The organism is Microtetraspora fusca (assembly GCF_001570365.1).
Lineage (GTDB): Bacteria > Actinomycetota > Actinomycetes > Streptosporangiales > Streptosporangiaceae > Microtetraspora > Microtetraspora fusca.
Genome location: NZ_BBYK01000043.1, coordinates 85,053 through 106,701, shown reverse-complemented (window position 1 = coordinate 106,701; position 21,649 = coordinate 85,053). Strand labels below are relative to the sequence as shown.

The window sequence follows — 21,649 nt, the reverse complement described above, 5'->3', positions numbered from 1 at the left end:
GCTTTCGCGCATGAGTGAAGCTCCGTCCCTCCTGAGTTCCGCACCGAAGGCGGCCGGGGGAGAGGCCTACGAGAACAGACTGCCCGCTCAAGTGCGGAAGGCGGCGAGGTGGCTACCGGCGCTGTCCGTGACCGTGCTGGCCGTAGGAGTCGTGCTCCACTTCGGGGTCAGCGTCAAGGATGTCGCCATTTTCGCGGCGTACGTCGGCCTGCTGATCGCGTTGCCGGGTGTGCTCGTGCTCCGAGCCGTGTACAGCGGCTCCCGCACGCTCGCGGAGGAGATCGCCCTCGGCGTGGCGCTGGGCTACACGATTGAGATATTCGCCTATATCGGCGCGCGGGCTGCGGGAATGCCCCGGCTCGTGGTGATCTGGCCGATCACTACGTACGTCCTCTTCCTCGCGGTCCCTCGGCTGCGCCGCCATTGGAACAGCCGGCGGAGCCGCACCACGGCCCCTCTCTGGTACTCCTGGTCACTCGCCCTCGCCTTCGCCTGTCCGGTGGTCTGGGGAGCCGTCACCTATCTCAGACAGACGGTGTTGACCTGGCCGGGGCTCGCGAATTCCGAGGCCGACGTCTTCTACCATCTGGCCCTGATCGGCGAACTGAAGCACCACATGCCGCCCACCGTCCCGATGGTCGCCGGCGAGTCGCTGTTCTATCACTGGTTCGTTTACGCCCACCTCGCCGCGACGAGCTGGGTCACCGGCTTGGAACCGTTGGTGCTGCTGGCTCGGCTGGCGGTGCTCCCCATGCTGGCGGCCCTCGTCATCTTGATCGGGATGACGGCCAGGCGCGTTCTCGGCCTGTGGGCCGGCGCGTCGCTCGCCGTCGCCGCGGCGATGCTGACCGCGATCCCGAACCTGTACATCGGGAGCAACCTGTCGTTCAGCGGGAAAGGCATTCCCGATCTCGCGTGGACGAGCCCGACGCAGGCCTTCGGCGCCCTTCTGTTCGCCGCCGCCGTGCTCGTGCTGATCGACATCCGTCGTCATCGAGGGAACGCCGCCGCCCGCGAGTCGCTTTTGCTGGGCGTTCTGCTCCTCGGGGTCATGGGTGCGAAGGCGACCTATCTGCCGATGCTCATCGTGGGTCTGCTGGGGATCGCATTGGTGGAGATCGTGAGGTGGCGCCGGCTGACCCGGCCCACGATCACGACGCTGACGCTCGCCGCAGGGTGTTTTCTCTATGCGCAATTCGTCTTGTTCGGTGGCGTCCGGCAGGCCATGGTCGTCGCTCCGCTCTACTTCATCGGGACAACCTGGAGGGAGCTCACGGGATCGAGCGGTTCCGGGGGGCCGTCGCCGGGTTTGTTCGTCGCCTTGGCCATGGTGTGGGTGCCGGCCTGGCTACTTTCCTGGTCCGGGGTACTGGGCCTGCTGACCCGGCCGCGCTCGTTCCTTCGTGCCCCGGTGACCCTCGTGCTGGGCATCGGCGCGGCAGGTCTCGGTGGGGCGCTGCTCTTGGGCCAGTCCGGCGGAAGTCAGTTCTTCTTCCTCTGCGGTGTCTATCCCTATCTGGCGATCGTGGCGGCCTACGGGATCATCGCCGTCGCCCGGCGCGCGAGGCTGACCCGGCCGGCGGTGATCGCCGCGCTCTGTGCCGGACTGGCCGCCGCCTATGTGATCCCCGTCCTCTGCCGAGTCCGGGTGCCACTCGCCCCAGGCCAGCCGGATGACCTGCTGATCCGTCCCTACGTCGTGCTGCTGGTCGTCATGGTGCTGGTGACGGCCGCACTGATCGCGGTGTGGGGACGCCTGCGCGCGGCGGCCATGGCGATCGTCGTCTTCTCGACCGTCGGCCTGCTCGCCGACGCTCACGCGTACGTCCTCGCCTCCCCGCACCTGCTCGGCGGGATCGGCCCCGCCGGGTCGAATCCGGTCACACAGCCCCTGACGGTCCCGCAAGGAGCCATGGACGCCGGGCGCTGGCTGCGCGCGCACTCGAGCCCCGACGATCTCGTCGCCACGAACGAGCATTGTCTCCCCGGACAGGGAGACCGCTGCGACAGCCGTCACTTCTGGGTGTCCGGACTGTCCGAACGGCGCATGCTGGTCGAGGGGTGGGCGTTCACGTCGACCAATCAGGACCGATGGCGGCCAGGACAATTGGTGGAGTACTTCCCGTTCTGGGACGGCTCGCGACTGGAGGCGAACGACGCGGCCTTTTCCGCACCTTCCGCGGCGTCGATGCGGCTCCTGGCCGAACGCTATGGAGTGCGCTGGCTCTTCGCCGATGAGCGGCTGACGGGGCCGGGATCTCGGATCGGTGAATTCGCCACTCCCAGGTTCCATTCCGGCGACTACACCGTTTACGAGCTGCGGACGGCTCCTGAACACGGGAGGGACGAGGAGACCGGCCCCGATGAGAGCCGACGGGCCGATCGCGGCGCAAGGGTTTCGTAATGACTCGATAAGAGGTGACGGCGCACCCGCTGCCACTTCGCATGCCGTGCTTCACTGCGGCATCGGAGAAGCTCGGCGAGGTCGGGCGGGCCGCCCATCGAGCGCGGGAGAGCAGCGTGTTGACCGGCGTTCACCCGGCGCGGGCCGACCGTGAAGAAAGGGAGAGCGTACGTGGCTGATCGGATCGCGGTCAACGACCTCCGCAGGCATGCGATCTCGACGGAAACGGCCGTGCGCACTTCGGTCGAGCGCGTCCTGAACAGCGGCTGGTATGTCCTGGGCCAGGAGGTCGAGGCCTTCGAGCGGGAGTTCTCCGATTACTGCGGCGTGGGCCACTGCGTCGGCGTCGCCAGCGGAACGGACGCCATCGAGCTCGGGCTGCGCGCCCTCGGCGTGGGCCGGGGAAGCCGGGTGGCCACGGTCGCGAACGCCGGCTGCTACACGACGACGGCCCTGATGGCGCTCGGCGCGGAACCGGTCTTCGTCGACGTGGACCGTGACGCGAAGCTGATGGACCTCGGCCACCTCAAGCAGATCCTCTCGGAGGCCGCCCTCGACGCGGTCGTGGTCACCCATCTCTTCGGGCTACTGCACGACATGGAGGCGATCCTGGATCTCACGGCCCGGGCCGGTGTCCCCGTGTTCGAGGACTGTGCGCAGGCCCACGGCGCGCGCCGTGGCGGCCGGCACGCCGGCTCGTTCGGAGCCGCGGCGGGCTTCAGCTTCTATCCCACGAAGAACCTGGGCGCGGTCGGCGACGGCGGCGCCGTGGTGACCGGCAGCGCGGACGTCGCCGGGCAGGTCAGGCGCCTGCGGCAGTACGGGTGGGAGTCGCGGTATCGCGTCGGGGTCAGCGGCGGGCGCAACAGCCGCCTCGACGAGGTGCAGGCCGCGGTTCTGCGGGCCAAGCTGCCGCTTCTCGACGGCTGGAACCGGCGTCGCCGCGACATCGCGGCGCGGTACACGCGGGAGATCCACGATCCGCGAGTCCGCTGCCCCGCGGTCCACGGAGAGGAGTACGTCGCCCACCTGTACGTCGTCGTGACCGAGGACAGAGAGGCGCTCCGCGCCCATCTCGCCGAGGCGGCCGTCATGACGGACGTGCACTATCCGGTCCCGGACCATCGCCAGCCCGTGCTGACCGGGGCCGGAGGCCCGGTCGCCGCACTCCCGGTGACCGACGAGCTGTCGGCCTCGATCGTGACCCTGCCGTGCTATCCCGAACTGTCGGATGAGGAGGTCACCCGAGTGATCTCCCACGTCAACGCCTGGTGACGCCGTGTTCTCCGTGATCGTCCCCGTCTACCGGAACGCGGAGTTCGTGCCGCAGCTGATCGCGGAGTTCAGCGCCGTCAGCGCGATCGTCGCGGAACGCTACGGCATGGCGATGGAGTACGTCTTCGTCGTCGACGCGAGCCCCGACGACAGCTACGAGCTGCTCGCGGAGGCACTGCCGCGCGCGCCGTTCCGGTCGCAACTGCTCCTGCACGCGCGCAACTTCGGCTCGTTCGCGGCCATCCGCACCGGTCTTCGCGCCGCCCAGGGCGACTACTTCGGCGTGATCGCCGCGGACCTCCAGGAGCCGCCCGACCTGCTGCTCAGGTTTCTCGACCGGCTCGTGTTCGGCGACGCCGACATCACGGTCGGGGTGCGCGAGGGCCGGGACGATCCGGGGATGTCGCGGCTGTCGGCCAACCTTTTCTGGCGCTTCTACCGGCGCTTCGTCGTTCGCGACATCCCGTCCGGCGGCGTCGACGTCTTCGGGTGCAACCGGCGGATCAGGGACGAGCTCCTGCGGCTGGAGGAGGCGAACAGCTCCCTCGTCGGCCTCGTCTACTGGCTCGGCTTCCGGCGGTGCGAGGTGCCGTACCGGCGGCGCGCGCGGGCGTACGGCAGGAGCGCCTGGACGGTCGGCAAGAAGATCAACTATCTGCTGGACAGCGTGTTCGCGTTCACGGACCTGCCGATCCGCATCCTCACGATCCTGGGAGCACTCGGGTTCGTCGTCGCCGGCTGTCTCGCCATCCTGGTCATCGTCATGCGGCTGATCGGCCAGATCCCGCTGGCGGGATACACGACGACGATCCTCGTCATCACCTTCTTCGGAGCGCTGAACACTCTGGGGCTCGGCTTCATCGGTTCGTACGCGTGGCGGAGCTACGAGAACACCAAGAAGCGGCCCCTGGCCCTGGTGCGCACCGTCCGCACCTTCGACGGCGCTCCGGAATCCAGGTCCCACCTTCTCTCCAGCGGCAGGCGCGCATGAAAGAGATCTTCGTCCACCCGCAGGCCCTCTGTGAGAGCGCGTACGTCGGAGCGGGCAGTCGCGTGTGGGCGTTCGCGCACGTGCTGCCGGGGGCGCGCATCGGGGCCGAGTGCAACATCTGCGACGGCGTCTTCGTCGAGAACGACGTGGTACTGGGCGATCGTGTGACCGTCAAATGCGGCGTCCAGATCTGGGACGGGGTCACGATCGAGGACGACGTCTTCATCGGTCCCAACGCGACGTTCACGAACGACCGCTTCCCACGCAGCAAGGCCTACCCGGAGCGCTTCGCCCGAACGGTGGTCCGCGCGGGCGCCTCCGTCGGCGCGAACAGCACGATCCTGCCGGGTGTGGAGATCGGCACCGGCGCGATGGTGGGGGCGGGCGCGGTCGTGACGCGTTCGGTGCCGCCCAACGCGATCGTGGTCGGCAACCCGGCGCGCATCAAGGGCTACGTGGCGGGCGGGGAGCATCCCAGCGCCCCCCTCCTGGACGCCGACGCCAGGGCCGGGAAGGCCGGGCTCGGCGTCGGGGCCGCCAGCCTGCACGAGCTGCGCGTCACGAAGGACCTGCGCGGAGAGCTCTCCGTCGGAGAGTTCGAACGCGAGCTGCCCTTCGTCCCCAAGCGGTACTTCCTGGTTTTCAACGTGCCGAGCAGGGAGGTACGGGGCGAGCACGCCCACCGGCGCTGCGAGCAGTTCCTCATCTGCGTGCGCGGCTCCTGCGGCGTCCTGCTGGACGACGGCCGCAACCGCCGCGAGGTGACCCTGGACCGCCCCAGCCGCGGCGTCTACATGCCGGCCATGATCTGGGGCACGCAGTACCGGTACTCGCCCGACGCCGTGCTCCTCGTGTTCGCCTCCGACTACTACGACCCGGACGACTACATCCGCTCGTACGACGAGTTCCAGCGGATCGTGTCCAGGGAGCCGGCGCGCGCGTGAGGGGTTCGTCGTTCGCCCGGTTTCTCGTGGCAGGGGGCGTCAACAGCGGCGCGACGTACGGACTGTTCGTTGTCCTGTCGTGGTGGATGCCGCCGTCGGTCGCCTATTCGCTGGTCTTCCTGTCCGGCATCGCCCTCTCGTACGTCCTCAACACGGCCTTCGTGTTCCGCACCAGGGCGTCGATCGGGTCCGCGGTCCGGTTCCCGGGTGTCTACCTGGTCCAGTACCTCACCGGTCTGGCTCTCCTGACGCTGCTGGTCCGCTGGGGGGTCGACAGCAGGGTGGCGATGCCGCTGACGATGTGCGTCACCGTCCCGCTCACGTTCGTGCTGAGCCGGCGCGTCCTCCGGAGCCCTGCCCGCCGGGCCGAGTCCGCGCCGGCGCCCGACCGCCTTCCCGTTTAGGTACGACCGCGCCGCGGCTTTCTCACCGACCACCCGATCCGTAGCCGACTCCTATGGGAGCGTCGAGGTCATCTGACAGCCGCCCGGCGGTGCGGTCGTCCGCCGTCTCGGCCCGCTCGCGTACGACATAGGTCGGGCGGCCCATCCCCTCGCCGTGGATCCGGCCGACGTACTCGCCGAGCACCCCGATCGATATGAGCTGCGCCGCCGAGAAGAGCGCGACCATCGAGGCGATCGTGGTGAACCCCGCCACTGTGGTGTCACCCGCGACGAACCTCCACAGCACGGTCGCGCCGAGCAGCAGGCCGACGATCCCCGCGAGGAATCCCAGGTAGCTGGCCGCTCTCAGGGGAGCCGTGCTGTAGCCGATCAGCATGGTCACGGCGTGCCGTACGAGGAGGCGGGGGGTGTAGTTGGACCGGCCGTGGCTGCGCTCGCTCATGTGCACCGGGACGGAGCCGACGCGGGTCGTGGCCCACGAGAGCGCCACGTCGATGATGGCGTGCGGCCCGGTCAGGCCGTCGAAGCCGTCGCGCAGCCGGGTGCGGAACGCGCGGAACGCGCTGATCGACCGCGCGGCGCGGATGCCGAGCGCGGCCGCCATCCCCGCCTTCACCGAGCGGGACGCGAGACTGCGGAGGAAACCGTGCTCCTCCTCGTACGGGACGCCGTAGACCAGGTCGAGACGCTCGCCCTCCAGCGCGGCCAGCAGGAGGGGGATCTGCTCCGGCGGGTGCTGGAGGTCGTCGTCCATCGTGACGACGATGTCGCAGCCGGCTTCCCTGATTCCCGCCACCAAGGCGTTGTGCTGACCGTAGTTGCGGGAGAGGTGGAGGGCACGCACGCCCTCGACCCGGCGGGCCAGATCGGAGGCGACGGCCCACGTGTCGTCCGGGCTCCCGTCGACGACGAGGATCACCTCGTGACAGGGGGAGACGCCGCGCAGCACGGGCATGAGCCTGGCGAGCAGCCGCGGAAGGGTCCGCGCTGATCCGTAACACGGAATTACCACCGACACCGACATGGATCCTCCGATTCTTTCTCGCCGCCGATTACACTCCCTCTGATCGGCGTCCACGGCAGATCCGGAGTGACCCTAATATGCTCGAACTCAAAAGCCGGAGTGCCCGGGAAAACCCTGATGCGCGGCGGATCGCGATCCCGGCTGTCCTTGGCCAGCGCATCACATATCTGCTGGCCGGTGCCATGACGGCCGGGGTGTATTACGTTCTTCTTGGCCTAGGATTGCTGGTCGCCAAGAATTCGGTGCCCTATCTTTTCCTCGTCGTGGTCAGTCACTTCGTCACCACGATGCTCGTCTATCCGGCGTACAGGCTGGTGGTCTTCAAGACCTCCGGCGTGGGGTGGTTGCCCGGTTACCTGCGCTTCTACGCCGTCGGGTTGAGCTTCCTCGGCATGTCGGTCATCGGTCTGCCCATTCTGGTGGAGTTCGCCGGGATTCCCATCATGGTGGCGCAGGGCCTGATAATCCTGCTGAGCCCGCCGCTCAGTTACGCGATACACCGGGCCTGGACCTTCCGGGAGGGGGACGGCGTCCGCAACGTCTAGCCCTGGCAACATGTGCAACACCGTTCGGCAAATGCGGCCTGCGGTGCGACGTTCTCGATTCGAGTCCCCGGTAATTTCGACCGGTCAGATGGTCGCTGCGGCCATGCGTTCTTCAAAGAGGGATCCAAAGCATGGAAGGACTCGAAGAGCGGTGAAGGCACTCGTTCTGGCGGGCGGCAAGGGGACCAGATTGCGCCCGCTGACCCACACGTCGGCGAAACAACTGGTTCCGGTCGCGAACAAACCGGTGCTCTTTTACGGGCTCGAGGCGATCCGAGAGGCGGGGATCACCAGCGTCGGCATCATCGTCGGTGACACGGCCCACGAGATCCGCGAGGCCGTCGGCGACGGTTCGGCTTTCGGGCTCGACGTCACCTACATCGAGCAGGAGGCACCGCTCGGCCTCGCGCACTGTGTCCTGATCGCCAGGGAGTTCCTCGGCGACGACCCCTTCGTGATGTACCTCGGGGACAACTTCCTGATCGACGGCATCACCGGCCTGGTCGACGCCTTCCACGCGGCCGACTGCGACGCCCGCATCCTGCTCACCCGGGTCGCGGAGCCGCAGTTCTACGGCGTCGCGGAGCTCGGGCCGGATGGAGAGATCGTCGCGCTCGAAGAGAAGCCGGAGGACCCGCGAAGCGATCTCGCGATCGTCGGGGTCTACACGTTCTCACCCGCCATCCACGAGGCCGTACGCGCGATCAGGCCGTCCGCCCGCGGGGAGCTGGAGATCACCGACGCCATCAAGTGGCTCATCGACGCGGGCCACCGGGTCCAGTCGCACCTCGTCACCGGCTACTGGAAGGACACCGGGCGGCTGGAGGACATGCTGGAGTGCAACCGGATCGTGCTGGAGGCGATCGAGCACGACTGCAGGGGCACGGTGGACGGGCTCTCCGAGATCACCGGGCGGGTCGTCATCGGCCCCGGCGCCGTCGTGGAGAACTCCGTGATACGCGGGCCCGCGGTCATCGGCGCCAACACCAAGATCGACCGGTCGTACGTCGGTCCCTACACGTCCATCGGGGACGGCTGCACGGTGGAGGAGGCCGAGGTGGAGTACAGCATCGTCCTGGGCGAGTCGGCCATCAGAGGCGTCGGCGGGCTCAGCCGCTCTCTCATCGGCCGTAATGTCGAGGTCACTAAGGCGGCCGGAGTGCCGAACGCCTGTCAGCTCATGGTGGGCGACCACAGCAAGGTGCAGGTGCGGGCATGAGGATCCTGGTCTCGGGGGGCGCCGGGTTCATCGGCTCCCACTACGTGCGGTCGATGCTCTCCGGCGCGTACGCCGGCTACGAGGACGCCCGTGTCACGGTCCTCGACAAGCTCACGTACGCGGGCAACCTGGCGAACCTGGCGCCGGTCGAGGCGACCGGCCGTCTCACCTTCGTCCGGGGGGACATCACCGACGCCGCCCTTCTCGACGAGCTCATGCCCGGCCACGACATCGTCGTCAACTTCGCCGCGGAGACGCATGTGGACCGCTCCATCAGCGGTGCGGCGGACTTCGTGGTCACGAACGTGCAGGGCACGCAGCGTCTGCTGCAGGCCGCGCTCGACCACGATGTACGCACAGTCGTGCAGGTCTCGACCGACGAGGTGTACGGGTCGATCGACGAGGGCTCGTGGACCGAGTGTGAGCCGTTGCTGCCCAACTCGCCCTACTCCGCCGCGAAGGCGGGCGCCGACCTGCTCTGCCGGGCCTACCACCGCACCTATGGGCTGGACGTACGTGTCACCAGGTGTTCGAACAACTACGGCCCCTATCAGTACCCCGAGAAGGTCGTTCCGCTGTTCATCACCAATCTGATCGACGGCAGACCTGTCCCGCTGTACGGCCATGGCCGCAACGTGCGTGAGTGGCTGCATATCGACGACCACTGCCGGGGCATCCAGCTCGTGCTCGACAAGGGCTCCGCCGGCGAGATCTACAACATCGGCGGCGGCGTCGAGCTGACGAACCTGGAGTTGACGGAACGGCTGCTCGACGCCTTCGGCGTCGGCTGGGAGATGGTCGAGCGGGTCCCGGACCGGCTCGGGCACGACCTACGCTACTCCGTCGACTCCTCCAAGATCCGCTCGATCGGATACGCGCCGCTGGTCGACTTCGACAAGGGACTCGACGAGGTCGTGCGGTGGTACCGCGACCACGAGGACTGGTGGCGCGGGCTCAGGGCGACGACCTCCTGATCATCAGGGCGATTGTGGTCGTCCGCCATGCGGACGACCACACGGAGGACCGTTCACGGAATTCACGGCCTGGGGCACTGCCACGGCGGGCCGCCGGGCGTCGTGGGCTGACGACGCGGAGCGCTCAGCGTCCACGCAATTACGAACCCGATTCCCAGGGAGCAAAGAATGCGGATTGTCCTGTTCTGTAATGACCGGACCGGTCTTGAGATCGCGACTTGGCTGCATGGCAGGCCTGACGCGGAGGTCGCCGCGGTCGTCCTCAACGGTCCCGGGCAGCAGCGTCGGGCAGACGAGATCAGGAGTCTCTTCCCCGACCTGGAGCGGGCGGGCCTGATCCTCACCGGGGACATGCTCAAGAACGGGGAGACCGTGCGCCGCATCGCGGGGCTCGGAGCGGAGTTGGGCATGTCCCTGTATTTCGGGCACATATTCACGTCAGAGCTCATCAACGCGTTTCCGCGCGGGATCGTCAACCTCCATCCGTCTTTGCTCCCGTACAACCGGGGGCGGCGGACGGCGATCTGGTCGATCATCGACGGCACACCGGCCGGTGCGACCTTGCACTTGGTCGACGAAGGAGTCGACACGGGGCCGGTGCTCGCGCAGGAGGAGGTTCCCGTCCACCCGCACGACACAGGCGGTTCGCTCTATCGAAAGGTAGAGGATGCCGCCATCGAACTGGTCCGGCGCTCGTGGCCGCTGCTGTGCGCGAACGCGCTCACTCCGAAAGAGCAGGATCACGACAAGGCCACCGCACACACGACCAGCGAGTTCGAGGAACTGGCGTACCTCGACCCGGACCAGATCATGTCGGTCGGACGAATGGTGGACATCGTCCGGGGCCGGTGCTTCAACCGGGACAACTGCGTGCGGCTCCGCACGCTCGACGGCACCGTGATCCGCCTCTTTGTGGAGCTGATCCCGGAGTGACTGCCGGACGCGTGCGGTGGGGGCTCTTCGAAGTCAAGCGGGGTTGAGGCATCCGCGCCTTCGCATGTGAGTGGATCGTAGTCGGCCAATGCGAAACAACCGGGGGATTTAATGTCCGTGTCGGTGGTCATCCCGTGTTACCGCTCGGCGGGAACCCTGCCGTCGCTGCTGGCGAGGCTCGTTCCGGTTCTGCGGGATCTTTCGGTGCCGTACGAGGTCATCCTTGTCGTCGATGGAAGCCCCGATGACACGTGGGACGTGGCCTCCGGCCTGGCCCGGGAGATCGTCGCCGTCCGTGCGATCCATCTGTCCCGCAATTACGGGCAGCACAACGCGCTGATCGCCGGCATCAGGGAGGCGCGCTTCGACGTGATCGTCACCATGGACGACGACCTGCAACACCCACCGGAGCAGATTCCGCTGATGCTGGCCGCGCTCGAAGGGGACCGCCTCGACCTGGTGTACGGCGTCGCGCACGAGGAGGAGCACGGGGCGATCCGCAACCTCGGCTCGCGGGCGCTGAAGACCTGCATCTCCGGAATGCTGGGTGTGCGCAGCGCCCGCGTGATCAGCGCGTTCCGCGCTTTCCGGACCCGCTTGCGTGAGGGGTTCGAGGAACTGTCCGGGCCGCACTTCTCCGTGGACGTGGCCTTGTCGTGGACGACGACTCAGACCGGCTTCGTCCACGTGCACATGGACCGGCGTCGTCACGGGCGGTCCAACTACACCCCGAGCTTGCTGATCCGGCACGCGGTCAGCCTGTTGCTCGGCTACAGCACCGCACCGCTCAGAGTGGCGAGCTATCTGGGATTCCTCGTCGGGATCTTCGGGCTCCTGCTGGGCGCGTCCGTTCTATGGCGTTTCGCCACTGGAGAGACCACGGTCGCGGGATTCACCACCATCGCCTCGATGGTGGCGCTCTTTTCCGCCGCCCAGCTCATCGCCGTCGGGGTTTTGGGGGAGTACATCGGCCGCATCCACAGCAGCGGGACGGGACGGCCGACCTACCTTGTGCGGGAGCGTGCCGAGCAGGCCGGTTCGGTCGCTGTCGCGGCCTCCGCTGTCGGCGTCGGGGCGCACGCGGGAGGCGGATCGGGCGATCGGTGATCGGTCGCAACCCGCGCGCGGTGTCGGTTGGGTGAAGAGAGCAAGGGGCCGCGCGGCCGCGACTCCGGCAAGACTCGATTTCGACCAGCGATCAAGACAGGGCAGCTGTAGATCGTCAGGTGCCGCGGCAGAGGTCGTGCAATCGAGGCCGCCGTGACCCTCGCTCCACCGCCGATGGCAGGCCTGCGCTCGATATCGATGGCGACGTCGCCAAGGTGCTGCGCTGGTCCGGGCGAGACCCCACCACGCCCGCGCCCGGATCAGCCATGGCCGGCGGCAGGCCGTTCACGAGACGTGATCGAGAACTACCACCGGAGTGCTGCTCTCGATCTACAGCCGCTGCATCAAGATCATGAAAGATCTGGGTCAGGCGGGCGCGTGCGGTAGCGCAGGCTGGAGTGACGACGCCTCACCGGGCCCTGCGGCGGCGGACTTCAGATATCTCCTGGCGTCCGGCCCCGTGCTGAAGATGAGATCGACGACGCTCACGTGATGGTCGAAGGGCGGGTGGAGTTGCGGATACTCGGGATAGCCCGAGTAATCGAACCATTGAACCTCGATTCCCGCATTTTTGAAGAGGGTTTCGTCGAGGTAGGCTCGGGCGGCCGGGCCGGTAACGTATCCGGTCGCTCCCGACTTCCGGCACAGGTCGATGAGACGCTCGGTCTTGGATCCCATTGCGTCGTAGTCGGTGGATTGACGCAGGTTGGCCTGAACGCCGAGGATCGAACAGAGCCCTTCGAGGAAGTGTCTGTTGATGTCGGACAGCCTGTCTCCTGGGCATTCGCGGTACATTTTTTCCATGATCGTGGCGTACTCGTCGAAGTAGGGGGCCCTCCGGTAGGCGTGCGTGAGTGCTCGCCAGTGCTTGACACACCAGGACTGGTCGGTGGCGGTCGCCTCGTTGATCAGCTGGCTCCGGCTTCCGTGCCTGATGGGAATCGAGAGCCATATGGGTCCCGTGGCCGTCTTTATGCGGTTGCGATTACGCCAATCTCTGTTGGTGTATTGTACGTCGTCGAGCAGGATGAACTCGTCGACATGGGCGATGAGATCGATATATCCCTTCCAGGGGATATAATTCGATTGCACTATCGCAACTCGCTTCATTCGTTTCGCGCTTTCGTATTGTTCGGCGTGATCTGTGTCCGGCGAGAGCACGGCGATCCTGTGACCCCCTCGCTGCGGCGGGGCGCCGACCGGCGACATCGGCCGTGACGGGCGCCACCTGTGGGGACACATCGGCTGCCTCGCCTGAAGGGGGCGACGGGAACCTGCGGGTGCAGCGACCAGGTAACCGTTCGAATTTACGGCGAAGCCGATCAACGGTCCCGCGCGCCCCATGGTTTTTTGCCGAAGAGCGTCAGGTGAGTTGCCGGGAATTTACCCGTGATCGGAAGACGCCTCGGCTGTGGCCGGCGAGGCCCTCGGAGGCCCGTGTGCCGGCGGAAAGCTGCACCACCGCGGGGCCGTGGAAACGAACGATGTCGCCGGGGAAAAGTCGTGGCATCTCGGCACCGGGGCAGGTATCGGCGAACTGCGGCGGCGATCGGATGCTGACCGATGAGAAGAGCCGGGACGGTGAACGCGAAGAGTATTTTCCTCTTTCGCCAAGCAGCCCTTTCGTTCGAAAGTCGACCGCGACTGTAAGCGGGGCGACATTACGACGACGGGCCGCCCCGACGCCGGGCTTGGAAGGCGACACGCCGAATCCGCCTTCGGCGGTTCGGGATGTCCCGACTTCTAGAGTCGGGACATCTGATCCGGAAATGACGGGGGTTCTGGGAAGTGGGAGAGAAGCTGGTCGTTATCGGCCAGGGATACGTCGGCCTGCCGCTCGCGATGCGGGCGGTCGAGGCCGGGTTCGACGTCGTGGGGATCGACCTCGACGAATGGCGGGTGAAGCGCCTCAACGCCGCCGAGAGCTACGTCGAGGACATCGGCGACGACGTGCTGGCCGCCGCGCACGACTCCGGCAGGTACCGCGCGGCGGTGGACTACGCGGAGGCCGAGGGGTTCGACGTCTGCGTCATCACGGTGCCGACGCCCCTTAGCGAGGGCGCGCCCGACCTCCGCCACATCGCCTCCGCCGGGCAGGCGATCGCCCCGCACCTGCGGCGCGGCGCCACCGTGATCCTGGAGTCCACCACCTATCCCGGGACGACGGAGGAGTACCTGCGCCCGATCCTGGAGGAGGGGTCCGGGCTGCGCGCCCCGGAGGACTTCTTCCTCGGCTACAGCCCCGAGCGCATCGACCCGGGCAACCCGCGCTGGCGGCTGGAGAACACGCCGAAGGTCGTGTCCGGTCTCGACGCCGCCTCGCTCGCCCGGACCGCCGACTTCTACGGCGCCGTCGTCGAGCAGGTCGTTCCGGTGTCGTCGCTCCAGGTGGCCGAGCTGTGCAAGCTGCTGGAGAACACGTTCCGGCACGTCAACATCGCGCTGGTGAACGAGCTGTCGATCTTCGCGCAGCAGCTCGGGATCGACGTCTGGGAGGCCATCGAGGCGGCCTCGACGAAGCCGTTCGGCTACATGCGCTTCACCCCGGGCCCGGGCGTCGGGGGGCACTGCCTCCCGATCGATCCGTCATACCTGTCGTGGAAGGTCAAGCGCAGCCTGGGGCACAGCTTCCGGTTCGTCGAGCTGGCCAACGACGTCAACGACCACATGCCCGAGCACGTCGTCCACCGGCTGACGCTCGCGCTCAACCAGCGGTTCAAGCCGGTCAAGGGCAGCCGGCTGCTCCTGCTCGGCCTCGCGTACAAGAAGAATACGGGCGACTGCCGTGAGTCCCCGGCGATCGAGGTGGCCCGCGAGCTGTCCAAGCTCGGTGCGGAGGTGCGGGCCGCCGACCCGTACGTCGATCTCGGCCTGCTGCCGGCGGGGATCGAGATCGCCGAGGCGTCGTACCACGAGCTGGCGCGGGCGGACGCGGTCGTGGTCCTCACCGACCACGACTGCTTCGACTACGACCTGGTCCAGCGGGCCGCCGGGTTCGTCTTCGACACCCGGAACCGCTGCCGGGGCTTCAACGTCGAGCTGCTCTGATCCGCGCCGTTCTTCGGCGCGCGCCGCAAGCAGGGCAGATCTGATCGCGTTCCGGTCCGGCGGCGGACCGGGACGCGATGACGGCGTTCAGCGTGCGGTGGGTGGCGCTCCCCGGCAGGCGGGTGAAGTGCTGGCAAAGACGGCGGCGCGGCGGCGGGCCCGCCGCCAGACTCTCCGCATGGTCAGGACCATCGCGGCGGGCCCGTCCACAGGCGGGGGAAGGCGCGCCGGACGGCATCGCAGATCCCGCCTGGCCCGGTGGGCGCCCGGGGCGCTCGCCCTCGTCTTCACCGCCGCTGTGTTACGGCTCAACGGTGTGTCGTCCCGTGACCTCGTCGCCTTCGGGCTCTATTTGTCGCTGGGCCTCGCCCTCCCCGGCGTCCTGTTGCTCCGGGCGCTGCTGGGGGCGGTACCGCGCGCCCAGCAGGTCGCCGTGGGAGGCGACGCCGGCCGACGAGGAGGCCGTGCCCTGCGGAGAGCCGGCGCGGACAGACCCGGTCCGGACGGCTCACGCTTGGACGCACCGGTTGAGGGCCGCGGCCCGGACCGCCTCGGCTCGGACGGCCGCGCCCCGGACCGCCTCGATGCGGACGGCTCCCGGGCGGTCCGCACGCCGGGGGAGGAGCTCGCCCTCGGCGTCGCGCTCGGATACGCGATCGAGGTGCCCGCCTACATCGCGGCCCGCGCCGTCGGAGAGCCGCTGCTCGTCCTCACCTGGCCGGCCGCGGTCTACCTCGCCTTCCTGGCCGTCCCTCGGCTGCGTCGCCACTGGAGGCGACCGCCGTCCGGAGGAGCCGCCGCCCCGCGCTGGTGGTCGTGCTTCCTCGCGCTCCTGATGGCGTACCTGACCGTGTGGAGCGCGGTGAGCTTCTTCGCCGCCAACGGGCTGACCTGGCCCCAGGCCGGGACGTCCCTCTTCGACATGCCGTTCCACCTGGCCCTGATCGGTGAGCTGCGGCACCACATGCCGCCGCAGGTGCCCATGGTCGCCGGGGAGCCGCTGCTCTCCCACTGGTTCGTGTACGCCCACCTCGCGTCGGCGAGCTGGGTCACCGGCGTCGAGCCGATGGTGTTGCTGTATCGCCTGGCCGTGCTGCCGATGCTGGCCGGGTTCGCCGTGCTCACCGGGACGATCGGCCACCGTGTCACCGGCTCGCGGGTCGCCGCGGCGCTGGCCGTCGCCGGGACGCTCCTCGTTTCCATGCCGAGCCTGTACGGCAACACGAACGGGCTGCTGCTGTGGGACGGCCTCCAGCCGAGCGGGTGGGGAAGCCCGTCGCAGATGTTCGGGGCGCTGCTGTCGGCGGCCGTCGTCCTTGTGCTCGCGGAACTGCTGGAGGGGCGCGGCGGTCGGGGCGCTTGGGTGCTGCTGGCGGTCCTGCTCGCCGCCGTCATGGGGGCCAAGGCCACCCCCCTGCCGCTGCTGCTGGGCGGGCTGGTCGTGGTGGCCGCGGTGCGAGCCGTCCGGGACCGCCGCCCGCCGTGGGCCGCGCTCGGCGCGCTCGCCATGACCGCCGCGTTCATGGCGTTCGCCCAGTTCGTCCTGTACGGCGGCACGCGGCAGGGGATGATGGTCGCGCCGCTGTCGATCGCGCGTACGACGTGGGTGATGGTGGCCGGGCTGGGCCACGCGGTGGAGCCCGGCGCCGCCTCGCTCGCCGGGATGACCGCCGTCTACCTGCTGTGCTGGGCCGTCACCTGGTGCGGCGCCGCCGGACTGCTGGGCCGGCCCCGGCTGCTCGCGCGGCCGTCCGTCGCCCTCATGGCCGGCATGTGCGCGGCGGGCGTCGGCGCGGTGCTGCTGCTCGGCAGCAGCTACCTGGACGAGGGGTACTTCCTCCAGTCGGTCTATCCGTACCTGGCGATCCTGTCGGCGTACGGGTTCCTCACGGTGATGAGGAGAGAGCGGCCGTCGCGCCTCGCGATCGCGGGCGCGGTCGCCGCCGGGCTGCTGGCCGCGTATCTGATCCGGGTGCTGTGCGGCGTCACGGTGCCGCTCGGCCCGGGGCGGCCCGAGGCCGCGCTGTACCTGCCGTTCGCCGTAGCGCTCGCCGTCGCCGCGCTCGTGGCGGGTGCCGCGCTGGTGCTGCGCCGCCGCGGGGTCCGCGCCTGGTCGCTGGCGCTGTCCGTGGTCGCGGCCATGGGCATGCCCGGAGCGTGGCAGGCGCGCGTCCTCGCACTCGGCGACGCCGGTGGGACCGACCCGGCCGCGCGGCGGGTGGTCAACCCGGACCGGGAGAAGGTGCCGCGCGGCGCGCTCGCCGCCGGGCGGTGGCTGCGCGCCCACTCCCGGCCGGACGACCTCGTCGCCACCAACGCGCACTGCGTCTGGGGGCGGGAGGACCCGTGCGACAGCCGGCACTTCTGGGTGACCGCGCTGTCGGAACGGCGCGCGCTGGTGGAGGGCTGGGCGTACACGCCGACGAACATGGACCTGTGGGGGCCGGGCGAGTCGGTGCCGCGGCTGCCGTTCTGGGACGCCGAGCGGCTCCGGCTCAACGACGCGGCCTTCCGCCGCCCGTCGCCGGCGGCCTTCCAGTACCTGCGCGACCGCTTCGGGGTGCGCTGGCTGGTCGTCGAGGAGCGCCGGTCGCCGCCGATCGGGGACGCGGCGAACCTGCGGTTCCGCTCCGGCGACTACGCCGTCTACCGGATACCCGCGCGGCTGCCCGGGTGACCGGCAGGGGCAGCGGCAGGGTCAGCGGCGCCCGAGGCGGCCCGACACCTGCCCGACCAGGTTCCGCGGGACGAGCTTGCCCACCGACACGATCGCCTTGTAGAGCGCCGAGGGGACGCTGACCCGCCGGCCGCGGGCGAGGTCGCGCATCGCCTCGTCCACCACGCGGTCGGCCGACAGCCACAGGAAACCCGGGATGCCGGAGGTGTCCATCGAGGCCCGCTGGTGGAACTCGGTGCGGACGAATCCGGGGCACAGGGCCATGACGCGCACGTTCGGCTCGGGGATCTCGGCGGCGGCCGACTCGCTGAAGTTGACCACCCACGCCTTGGATGCGCTGTAGGTGCCTCGGGTGAAGAACGCGGCCACCGACGCCACGTTGATCACGTAGCCCCGGCCGCGCGAGCGCATCCCCGGCAGCGCGGCCAGGGTGAGGCGCAGCACGGCCTCGCAGTGGACCCGCAGCATGGTCACCTCGTCGGCGACCGGGACCTCGAGGAACGCGCCCGGGTGCCCGAAGCCGGCGTTGTTGACCAGCAGGTCGACGCCGCGCTCCAGCCGCTCCTCGACCCGGCGTACGCCCTCGTCGAGGGAGAGGTCGGCGGGCAGCACCTCGACGGCGACGCCATACCGCTTGCGCAGCTCCGCGGCGGACGCGGTCAGCCGGGCCTGGTCGCGGGCGACCAGCACGAGGGTGAAGCCGTCTGCGGCGAGGCGGCGGGCGAAGGCCGCGCCGATGCCGGCGGTCGCGCCGGTGATGAGAGCGGTGGGCATGACGGCAGACTAGTCCCAAAGTCACAAGGCCGCGGCCCCGGCCGGACCGCGACTCCTGTCGAGAGCGCGGGCCGGCCGGGGCCGTGATCGTTTCGCCTCAGGCGGTGAACCGGAGGCAGTTGAAGGCTTCGGCCAGCGGCTCTCCGCACTGGACGCCGCGAACGGCGGCGAGGCCGCGGAGCGCCTCCTCCGAACGCGTGTGGGGGTGCGTCCGCCACTGGCTCGCGTAGAGGCGAAGGCCCTCCATCTTCTGGTCGAGGTCGGTCGGCTCGATGCCGACGTAGAAGTTCCGCGGGGAGATGCTCTCGCCGCTCCAGCCGTCGGCCACCTCCTCGTACATGAGGATCATGTGCGGTTGGTGGCGCTCGTTCCGCGGGCTCGGCCGCAGCGCGGTGATCCCCGCGTGCGCGACGGCCTTGTGGTCCTGGTTGTAGCTGGTGATCTCCGGCAGCAGGACCGCGGAGGGGTGGATCTCGGCGAGTGAGAGCGGGCAGTCGCGCTCGATCAGGTCGATCAGCCGCTGCCGTGGCAGATGATCGAGTCGCAGGTGGTACTCGCTGCCCGAAAGCGCGATGTGGTGGCCGTCCAAGCCGAAGTGCTTGACGACCTCCTCGATCTCGCGCTCGCGCTCAGAGGCGGTGGAGTGTCCTGTCTGCGAGTAGTCCCGCGTGTCGCCGACGGTGACGAAGAGGACGTATACCTGCCCTCCGGAGCGCTTCACCATGTTGATGAGGCCACCGCAGCCCAGCAGCTCGTCGTCCGGATGCGGGGCGACCACCAGAAGTCGCTGTTCTGACCAGTTGATCACGGTGTCTCCTTGGATCTGTACGGGATGCGGCGCCGCTCAGGACGACTTCGTGGCCACCACCGCGACCATCTCCTTGGACACCGGCATCGCCCCGCTCGGCGGGCAGTACGCCTTCAGATCGTCGAGTGAGAGGCCCTCGCGCTCGGCGATCTCCTCGTACAGCAGCGTCGAGCAGAAGTAGCGGAGGAACTCCTCGCTGTTCGGGAAGGTGAGCACGGAGTTGATCACCTCCCCCTGGACGGAGCCGAACATGCCCAGAGCGAGCGGCAGGAACTCCTTGACGATCCTTTCCGACCGGCGCAGTGTCTTCTCGTCCGCTTTTCTCCCGGTCACCTTCTCGTTGAATTCGTAGAGCTCCGCCACATTGTTGGCGGTGGGGCCTATCATGACGAGCTCGCCGTTTTTGCCGAGAACTCGGTGCAGTTCGCGAAGTGTGTACTCGGCGTCTTTCGCGTTGTAGATGGCGAACGTCACCATGCAGAGATCGAACGCGCCGTCCTCGAAGGGGAGTTTCTCGTCCATCGAGCCGACGCGCAGGGTCAGGTTCTTCGCGTCGGAATAGCGGCTCCTGGCGCGATCGATCAGCGCCGCGTCCCGGTCGGCACCGGTGACCGTGCCCGTTTCGCCGACATGTCGCAGGTAGAGGTCGATGTGGTTCCCGTCGCCGCATCCGAGGTCGAGGATGTTCGTCCGGGGACGGCGGCCGACGAAATCGTCGATCCAGTCGGTGATGTCGAAGTTTCCGAACATCTTGTGTGCGCGTATGCGATTTGTCAGGCGATCCTGGGTTTCGTGGTAGCTGATATCCATCGAGGTGACCTCCTGGGATCGGTGATCGCGCATCGTCGTGCGCCTGTCCCGCATTCGATCGCCCCGGTGCTTTTCAGTCAAGGAGGCGAGGGGTGTCGCCCGGCGGCAGTGGCGGTTTCCGCGGCGGGTAATTTGCTGCATCGACCGGATAAAGGCGGAGATCGTCACATCATCCGGTTTCTGAAAGGAAATGCGGCCGTGAACCGGTACGGCATGCCGGGCGGACCCGCCGACGTCCGGCGGGCGGATCGGGCGGAAAGGGGATCAGCCGCTGGTGGACCGCTCGATCAGCTCCTCGACCTGCGCGTTGAGGCGGGTGCCGCGCGGCCAGCCGGCGTAGTGGGTCAGGAAGACGACGACCTCGCGCAGCTCGGTGGGGGTCAGCTCCCCGGTGCGCAACGCGGTGTCGAGCTGGACGCGCAGGGCGTCGTCGAGGCCTTCGCCGACGAGCAACCCGAGCAGCAGCAGCCGCCGGTCCCTGACCGACAGCACGTCGCGTGCCCAGATCTCGGCGAACAGATGCTCCACCGTGATGCCGAAGAACTCGCCGGGCGCCTCGCCGGGCGCCTCGCCGGGATGGTCCCACCCGTTCACGCGCTTCATGATCTCCAGTCCGCGAGCCCAACGGTCAAGGTCGTCCACGCTGTCGCTCATCGAAGTGCTCCAAGTCCGTCGGCAGTGCGTCTGCGGGCGAGTCCGGCGGGCGGCACCCCCGACCCCTCTATCCTTGGTCACTTCGCGCGCTGGCGATAGGTGGATTTTCGCCGGGCTCCCCGATGGACAGCACTATCTCACGCGATCAGTCATCGGGAGTTACGTGATCAAGTCATCGTTTTCCCGGCATGGCATTCGATAACAGGTGAAGCCGCGATATGGGAAATATTCGGGCACTTTTTCGCGGATGATCGCCGGTCATCACGAGATGGATAACAGCGAAACCGGGCACTACTACCGAAAGCGGGCGCTGGTACCTCGTACACCCGCAAGTGGAGGTTGGGCCCTGGTGGAAAATCGGCGGGTTTGGTGTGGAATGGTGGCGTTGACGACAGCCTCCGCAGTGGTCGCGGGGCTGTCGGGATGCGCGGGCACCGCGTACACGTACGTGCGCGACGACACCGGGGCGACGTACTTCAAGGTGCCCTCGGCGTGGCGCAAGGTCGACCAGGGCTCGCTCGACGGCAAGTTGTTCGGCGACCCGCAGTCGGAGACCGTGCGGTTGCAGAAGAAGCTCACCTGGACGGTCGGGTTCGACGCCCACGCCACGCCCTCCGCCGACCATCTCCTGATTCCCGGCTCCGTCGCCGAGGACCGGCCGTTCGTGATGGCGAAGGTCCAGACGCTCACCCCGGCCCAGCGCGACGAGGCGTCGCTCAACACGTTGCGCAACTCCTCCGGGCTCCCCGTCGCGGTGAGCGAGGAGGCGCGGCAGCAGTTCGAATCGTCGGCGGCCTCGCCGTTCAAGGGCTTCGAGGTACTCAGCGACCAGGTGCTGCCGATGCGGGACGGCATACGCGGGATACGGACGGTCTTCAACTACCGGTTGCTCGGCGGGCCGGTCCAGACGTTCGACGAGACGGCCTACCTGTCCGCCGACGGAAGCCACGTGTCCACGCTGCTGATCCGCTGCACGGCCGCCTGCTACAAGCAGCGGGCCAAGGAGATCGACCTGGTCGCACGGTCCTTCAAGGTCGGGCGCGTCACCTCATGAAGGA

Annotated in this window: 19 protein-coding genes and 2 pseudogenes; 15 read left to right on the top strand and 6 right to left on the bottom strand. The window is 68.4% G+C overall.

Going from position 1 to position 21,649, the window contains the following annotated elements:
* The first annotated feature begins 292 nt into the window (after nt 1-292).
* From AWQ68_RS11485 to AWQ68_RS11465, 7 genes and pseudogenes are all read left to right on the top strand, one after another.
* Nucleotides 293-2,404 carry a hypothetical protein gene (locus tag AWQ68_RS11485; protein ID WP_157545145.1) on the top strand — a complete coding sequence of 704 codons (2,112 nt, stop codon included), beginning with the start codon at nt 293-295 and terminating at the stop codon, nt 2,402-2,404.
* 171 nt (nt 2,405-2,575) lie between these two features.
* Complete coding sequence (locus tag AWQ68_RS11480) at nt 2,576-3,679, top strand: DegT/DnrJ/EryC1/StrS family aminotransferase (RefSeq protein ID WP_218006841.1); 1,104 nt, start codon at nt 2,576-2,578, stop codon at nt 3,677-3,679.
* 4 nt (nt 3,680-3,683) lie between these two features.
* On the top strand, nt 3,684-4,670 hold the full coding sequence (locus AWQ68_RS11475; RefSeq protein ID WP_066938921.1) for a glycosyltransferase: 987 nt from the start codon (nt 3,684-3,686) through the stop codon (nt 4,668-4,670).
* A pseudogene (locus AWQ68_RS46125) lies at nt 4,667-4,906 on the top strand (LbetaH domain-containing protein); the annotation flags it as partial. The gene AWQ68_RS11475 and the pseudogene AWQ68_RS46125, both read left to right, overlap by 4 nt.
* Nucleotides 4,907-4,969: 63 nt before the next feature.
* Nucleotides 4,970-5,125, top strand: a pseudogene (locus AWQ68_RS46120) (DapH/DapD/GlmU-related protein); the annotation flags it as partial.
* On the top strand, nt 5,126-5,614 hold the full coding sequence (locus tag AWQ68_RS46115) for a sugar 3,4-ketoisomerase (protein WP_245655888.1): 489 nt from the start codon (nt 5,126-5,128) through the stop codon (nt 5,612-5,614).
* Nucleotides 5,611-6,018: a GtrA family protein gene (locus AWQ68_RS11465; RefSeq protein ID WP_066938916.1), complete on the top strand. Its 408-nt coding sequence runs from the start codon at nt 5,611-5,613 to the stop codon at nt 6,016-6,018. Before AWQ68_RS46115 ends, AWQ68_RS11465 begins: the two co-directional genes overlap by 4 nt.
* Nucleotides 6,019-6,040: 22 nt before the next feature.
* On the opposite strand, the gene AWQ68_RS11460 is transcribed toward AWQ68_RS11465, so the two are convergent.
* The gene (locus AWQ68_RS11460) at nt 6,041-7,042 is read right to left on the bottom strand and encodes a glycosyltransferase family 2 protein (RefSeq protein WP_084463878.1); all 1,002 of its coding nucleotides are present in this window, start codon (nt 7,040-7,042) and stop codon (nt 6,041-6,043) included.
* 77 nt (nt 7,043-7,119) lie between these two features.
* Between AWQ68_RS11460 and AWQ68_RS11455 the strand changes: the two genes are divergently transcribed.
* The 5 genes from AWQ68_RS11455 (at nt 7,120) to AWQ68_RS11435 (ending at nt 11,820) form a co-directional block, all read left to right on the top strand.
* Nucleotides 7,120-7,587, top strand: coding sequence for a GtrA family protein (locus tag AWQ68_RS11455; protein WP_066938914.1), 468 nt, complete (start codon nt 7,120-7,122; stop codon nt 7,585-7,587).
* A 151-nt stretch (nt 7,588-7,738) separates the two neighbouring features.
* Nucleotides 7,739-8,806, top strand: a complete 1,068-nt coding sequence (locus AWQ68_RS11450; RefSeq protein ID WP_066938911.1) for a glucose-1-phosphate thymidylyltransferase — start codon at nt 7,739-7,741, stop codon at nt 8,804-8,806.
* Complete coding sequence (gene rfbB / locus AWQ68_RS11445) at nt 8,803-9,780, top strand: dTDP-glucose 4,6-dehydratase (RefSeq protein ID WP_066938908.1); 978 nt, start codon at nt 8,803-8,805, stop codon at nt 9,778-9,780. The genes AWQ68_RS11450 and rfbB overlap by 4 nt, the downstream gene beginning before the upstream one ends.
* A gap of 168 nt (nt 9,781-9,948) precedes the next feature.
* A complete protein-coding gene (locus AWQ68_RS11440) occupies nt 9,949-10,713 on the top strand; it encodes a methionyl-tRNA formyltransferase (protein WP_066938906.1) in 765 nt (254 codons plus the stop codon).
* A 111-nt stretch (nt 10,714-10,824) separates the two neighbouring features.
* Nucleotides 10,825-11,820, top strand: a complete 996-nt coding sequence (locus AWQ68_RS11435; RefSeq protein WP_066938903.1) for a glycosyltransferase family 2 protein — start codon at nt 10,825-10,827, stop codon at nt 11,818-11,820.
* A gap of 366 nt (nt 11,821-12,186) precedes the next feature.
* On the opposite strand, the gene AWQ68_RS11430 is transcribed toward AWQ68_RS11435, so the two are convergent.
* Nucleotides 12,187-12,981 carry a WbqC family protein gene (locus AWQ68_RS11430; protein ID WP_218006840.1) on the bottom strand — a complete coding sequence of 265 codons (795 nt, stop codon included), beginning with the start codon at nt 12,979-12,981 and terminating at the stop codon, nt 12,187-12,189.
* 627 nt (nt 12,982-13,608) lie between these two features.
* Between AWQ68_RS11430 and AWQ68_RS11425 the strand changes: the two genes are divergently transcribed.
* A complete protein-coding gene (locus tag AWQ68_RS11425) occupies nt 13,609-14,868 on the top strand; it encodes a nucleotide sugar dehydrogenase (protein ID WP_084463877.1) in 1,260 nt (419 codons plus the stop codon).
* Between the two features lie 178 nt (nt 14,869-15,046).
* Nucleotides 15,047-17,545 carry a hypothetical protein gene (locus tag AWQ68_RS11420; protein WP_157545142.1) on the top strand — a complete coding sequence of 833 codons (2,499 nt, stop codon included), beginning with the start codon at nt 15,047-15,049 and terminating at the stop codon, nt 17,543-17,545.
* A 21-nt stretch (nt 17,546-17,566) separates the two neighbouring features.
* Here the strand turns inward: AWQ68_RS11420 and AWQ68_RS11415 are convergent, their stop codons facing one another.
* The 4 genes from AWQ68_RS11415 to AWQ68_RS11400 form a co-directional block, all read right to left on the bottom strand.
* Nucleotides 17,567-18,319: an SDR family NAD(P)-dependent oxidoreductase gene (locus tag AWQ68_RS11415; RefSeq protein WP_066938894.1), complete on the bottom strand. Its 753-nt coding sequence runs from the start codon at nt 18,317-18,319 to the stop codon at nt 17,567-17,569.
* A 97-nt stretch (nt 18,320-18,416) separates the two neighbouring features.
* Nucleotides 18,417-19,127, bottom strand: coding sequence for a PIG-L deacetylase family protein (locus tag AWQ68_RS11410; protein WP_066938891.1), 711 nt, complete (start codon nt 19,125-19,127; stop codon nt 18,417-18,419).
* A 36-nt stretch (nt 19,128-19,163) separates the two neighbouring features.
* Nucleotides 19,164-20,105 carry a class I SAM-dependent methyltransferase gene (locus AWQ68_RS11405; RefSeq protein ID WP_157545139.1) on the bottom strand — a complete coding sequence of 314 codons (942 nt, stop codon included), beginning with the start codon at nt 20,103-20,105 and terminating at the stop codon, nt 19,164-19,166.
* Between the two features lie 96 nt (nt 20,106-20,201).
* Nucleotides 20,202-20,591 carry a carboxymuconolactone decarboxylase family protein gene (locus AWQ68_RS11400; RefSeq protein ID WP_157545136.1) on the bottom strand — a complete coding sequence of 130 codons (390 nt, stop codon included), beginning with the start codon at nt 20,589-20,591 and terminating at the stop codon, nt 20,202-20,204.
* Between the two features lie 385 nt (nt 20,592-20,976).
* Here AWQ68_RS11400 and AWQ68_RS11395 point away from each other — a divergent pair, with 385 nt between their 5' ends.
* Nucleotides 20,977-21,645, top strand: coding sequence for a hypothetical protein (locus AWQ68_RS11395; RefSeq protein WP_157545133.1), 669 nt, complete (start codon nt 20,977-20,979; stop codon nt 21,643-21,645).
* The last annotated feature ends 4 nt before the right edge of the window (nt 21,646-21,649 follow it).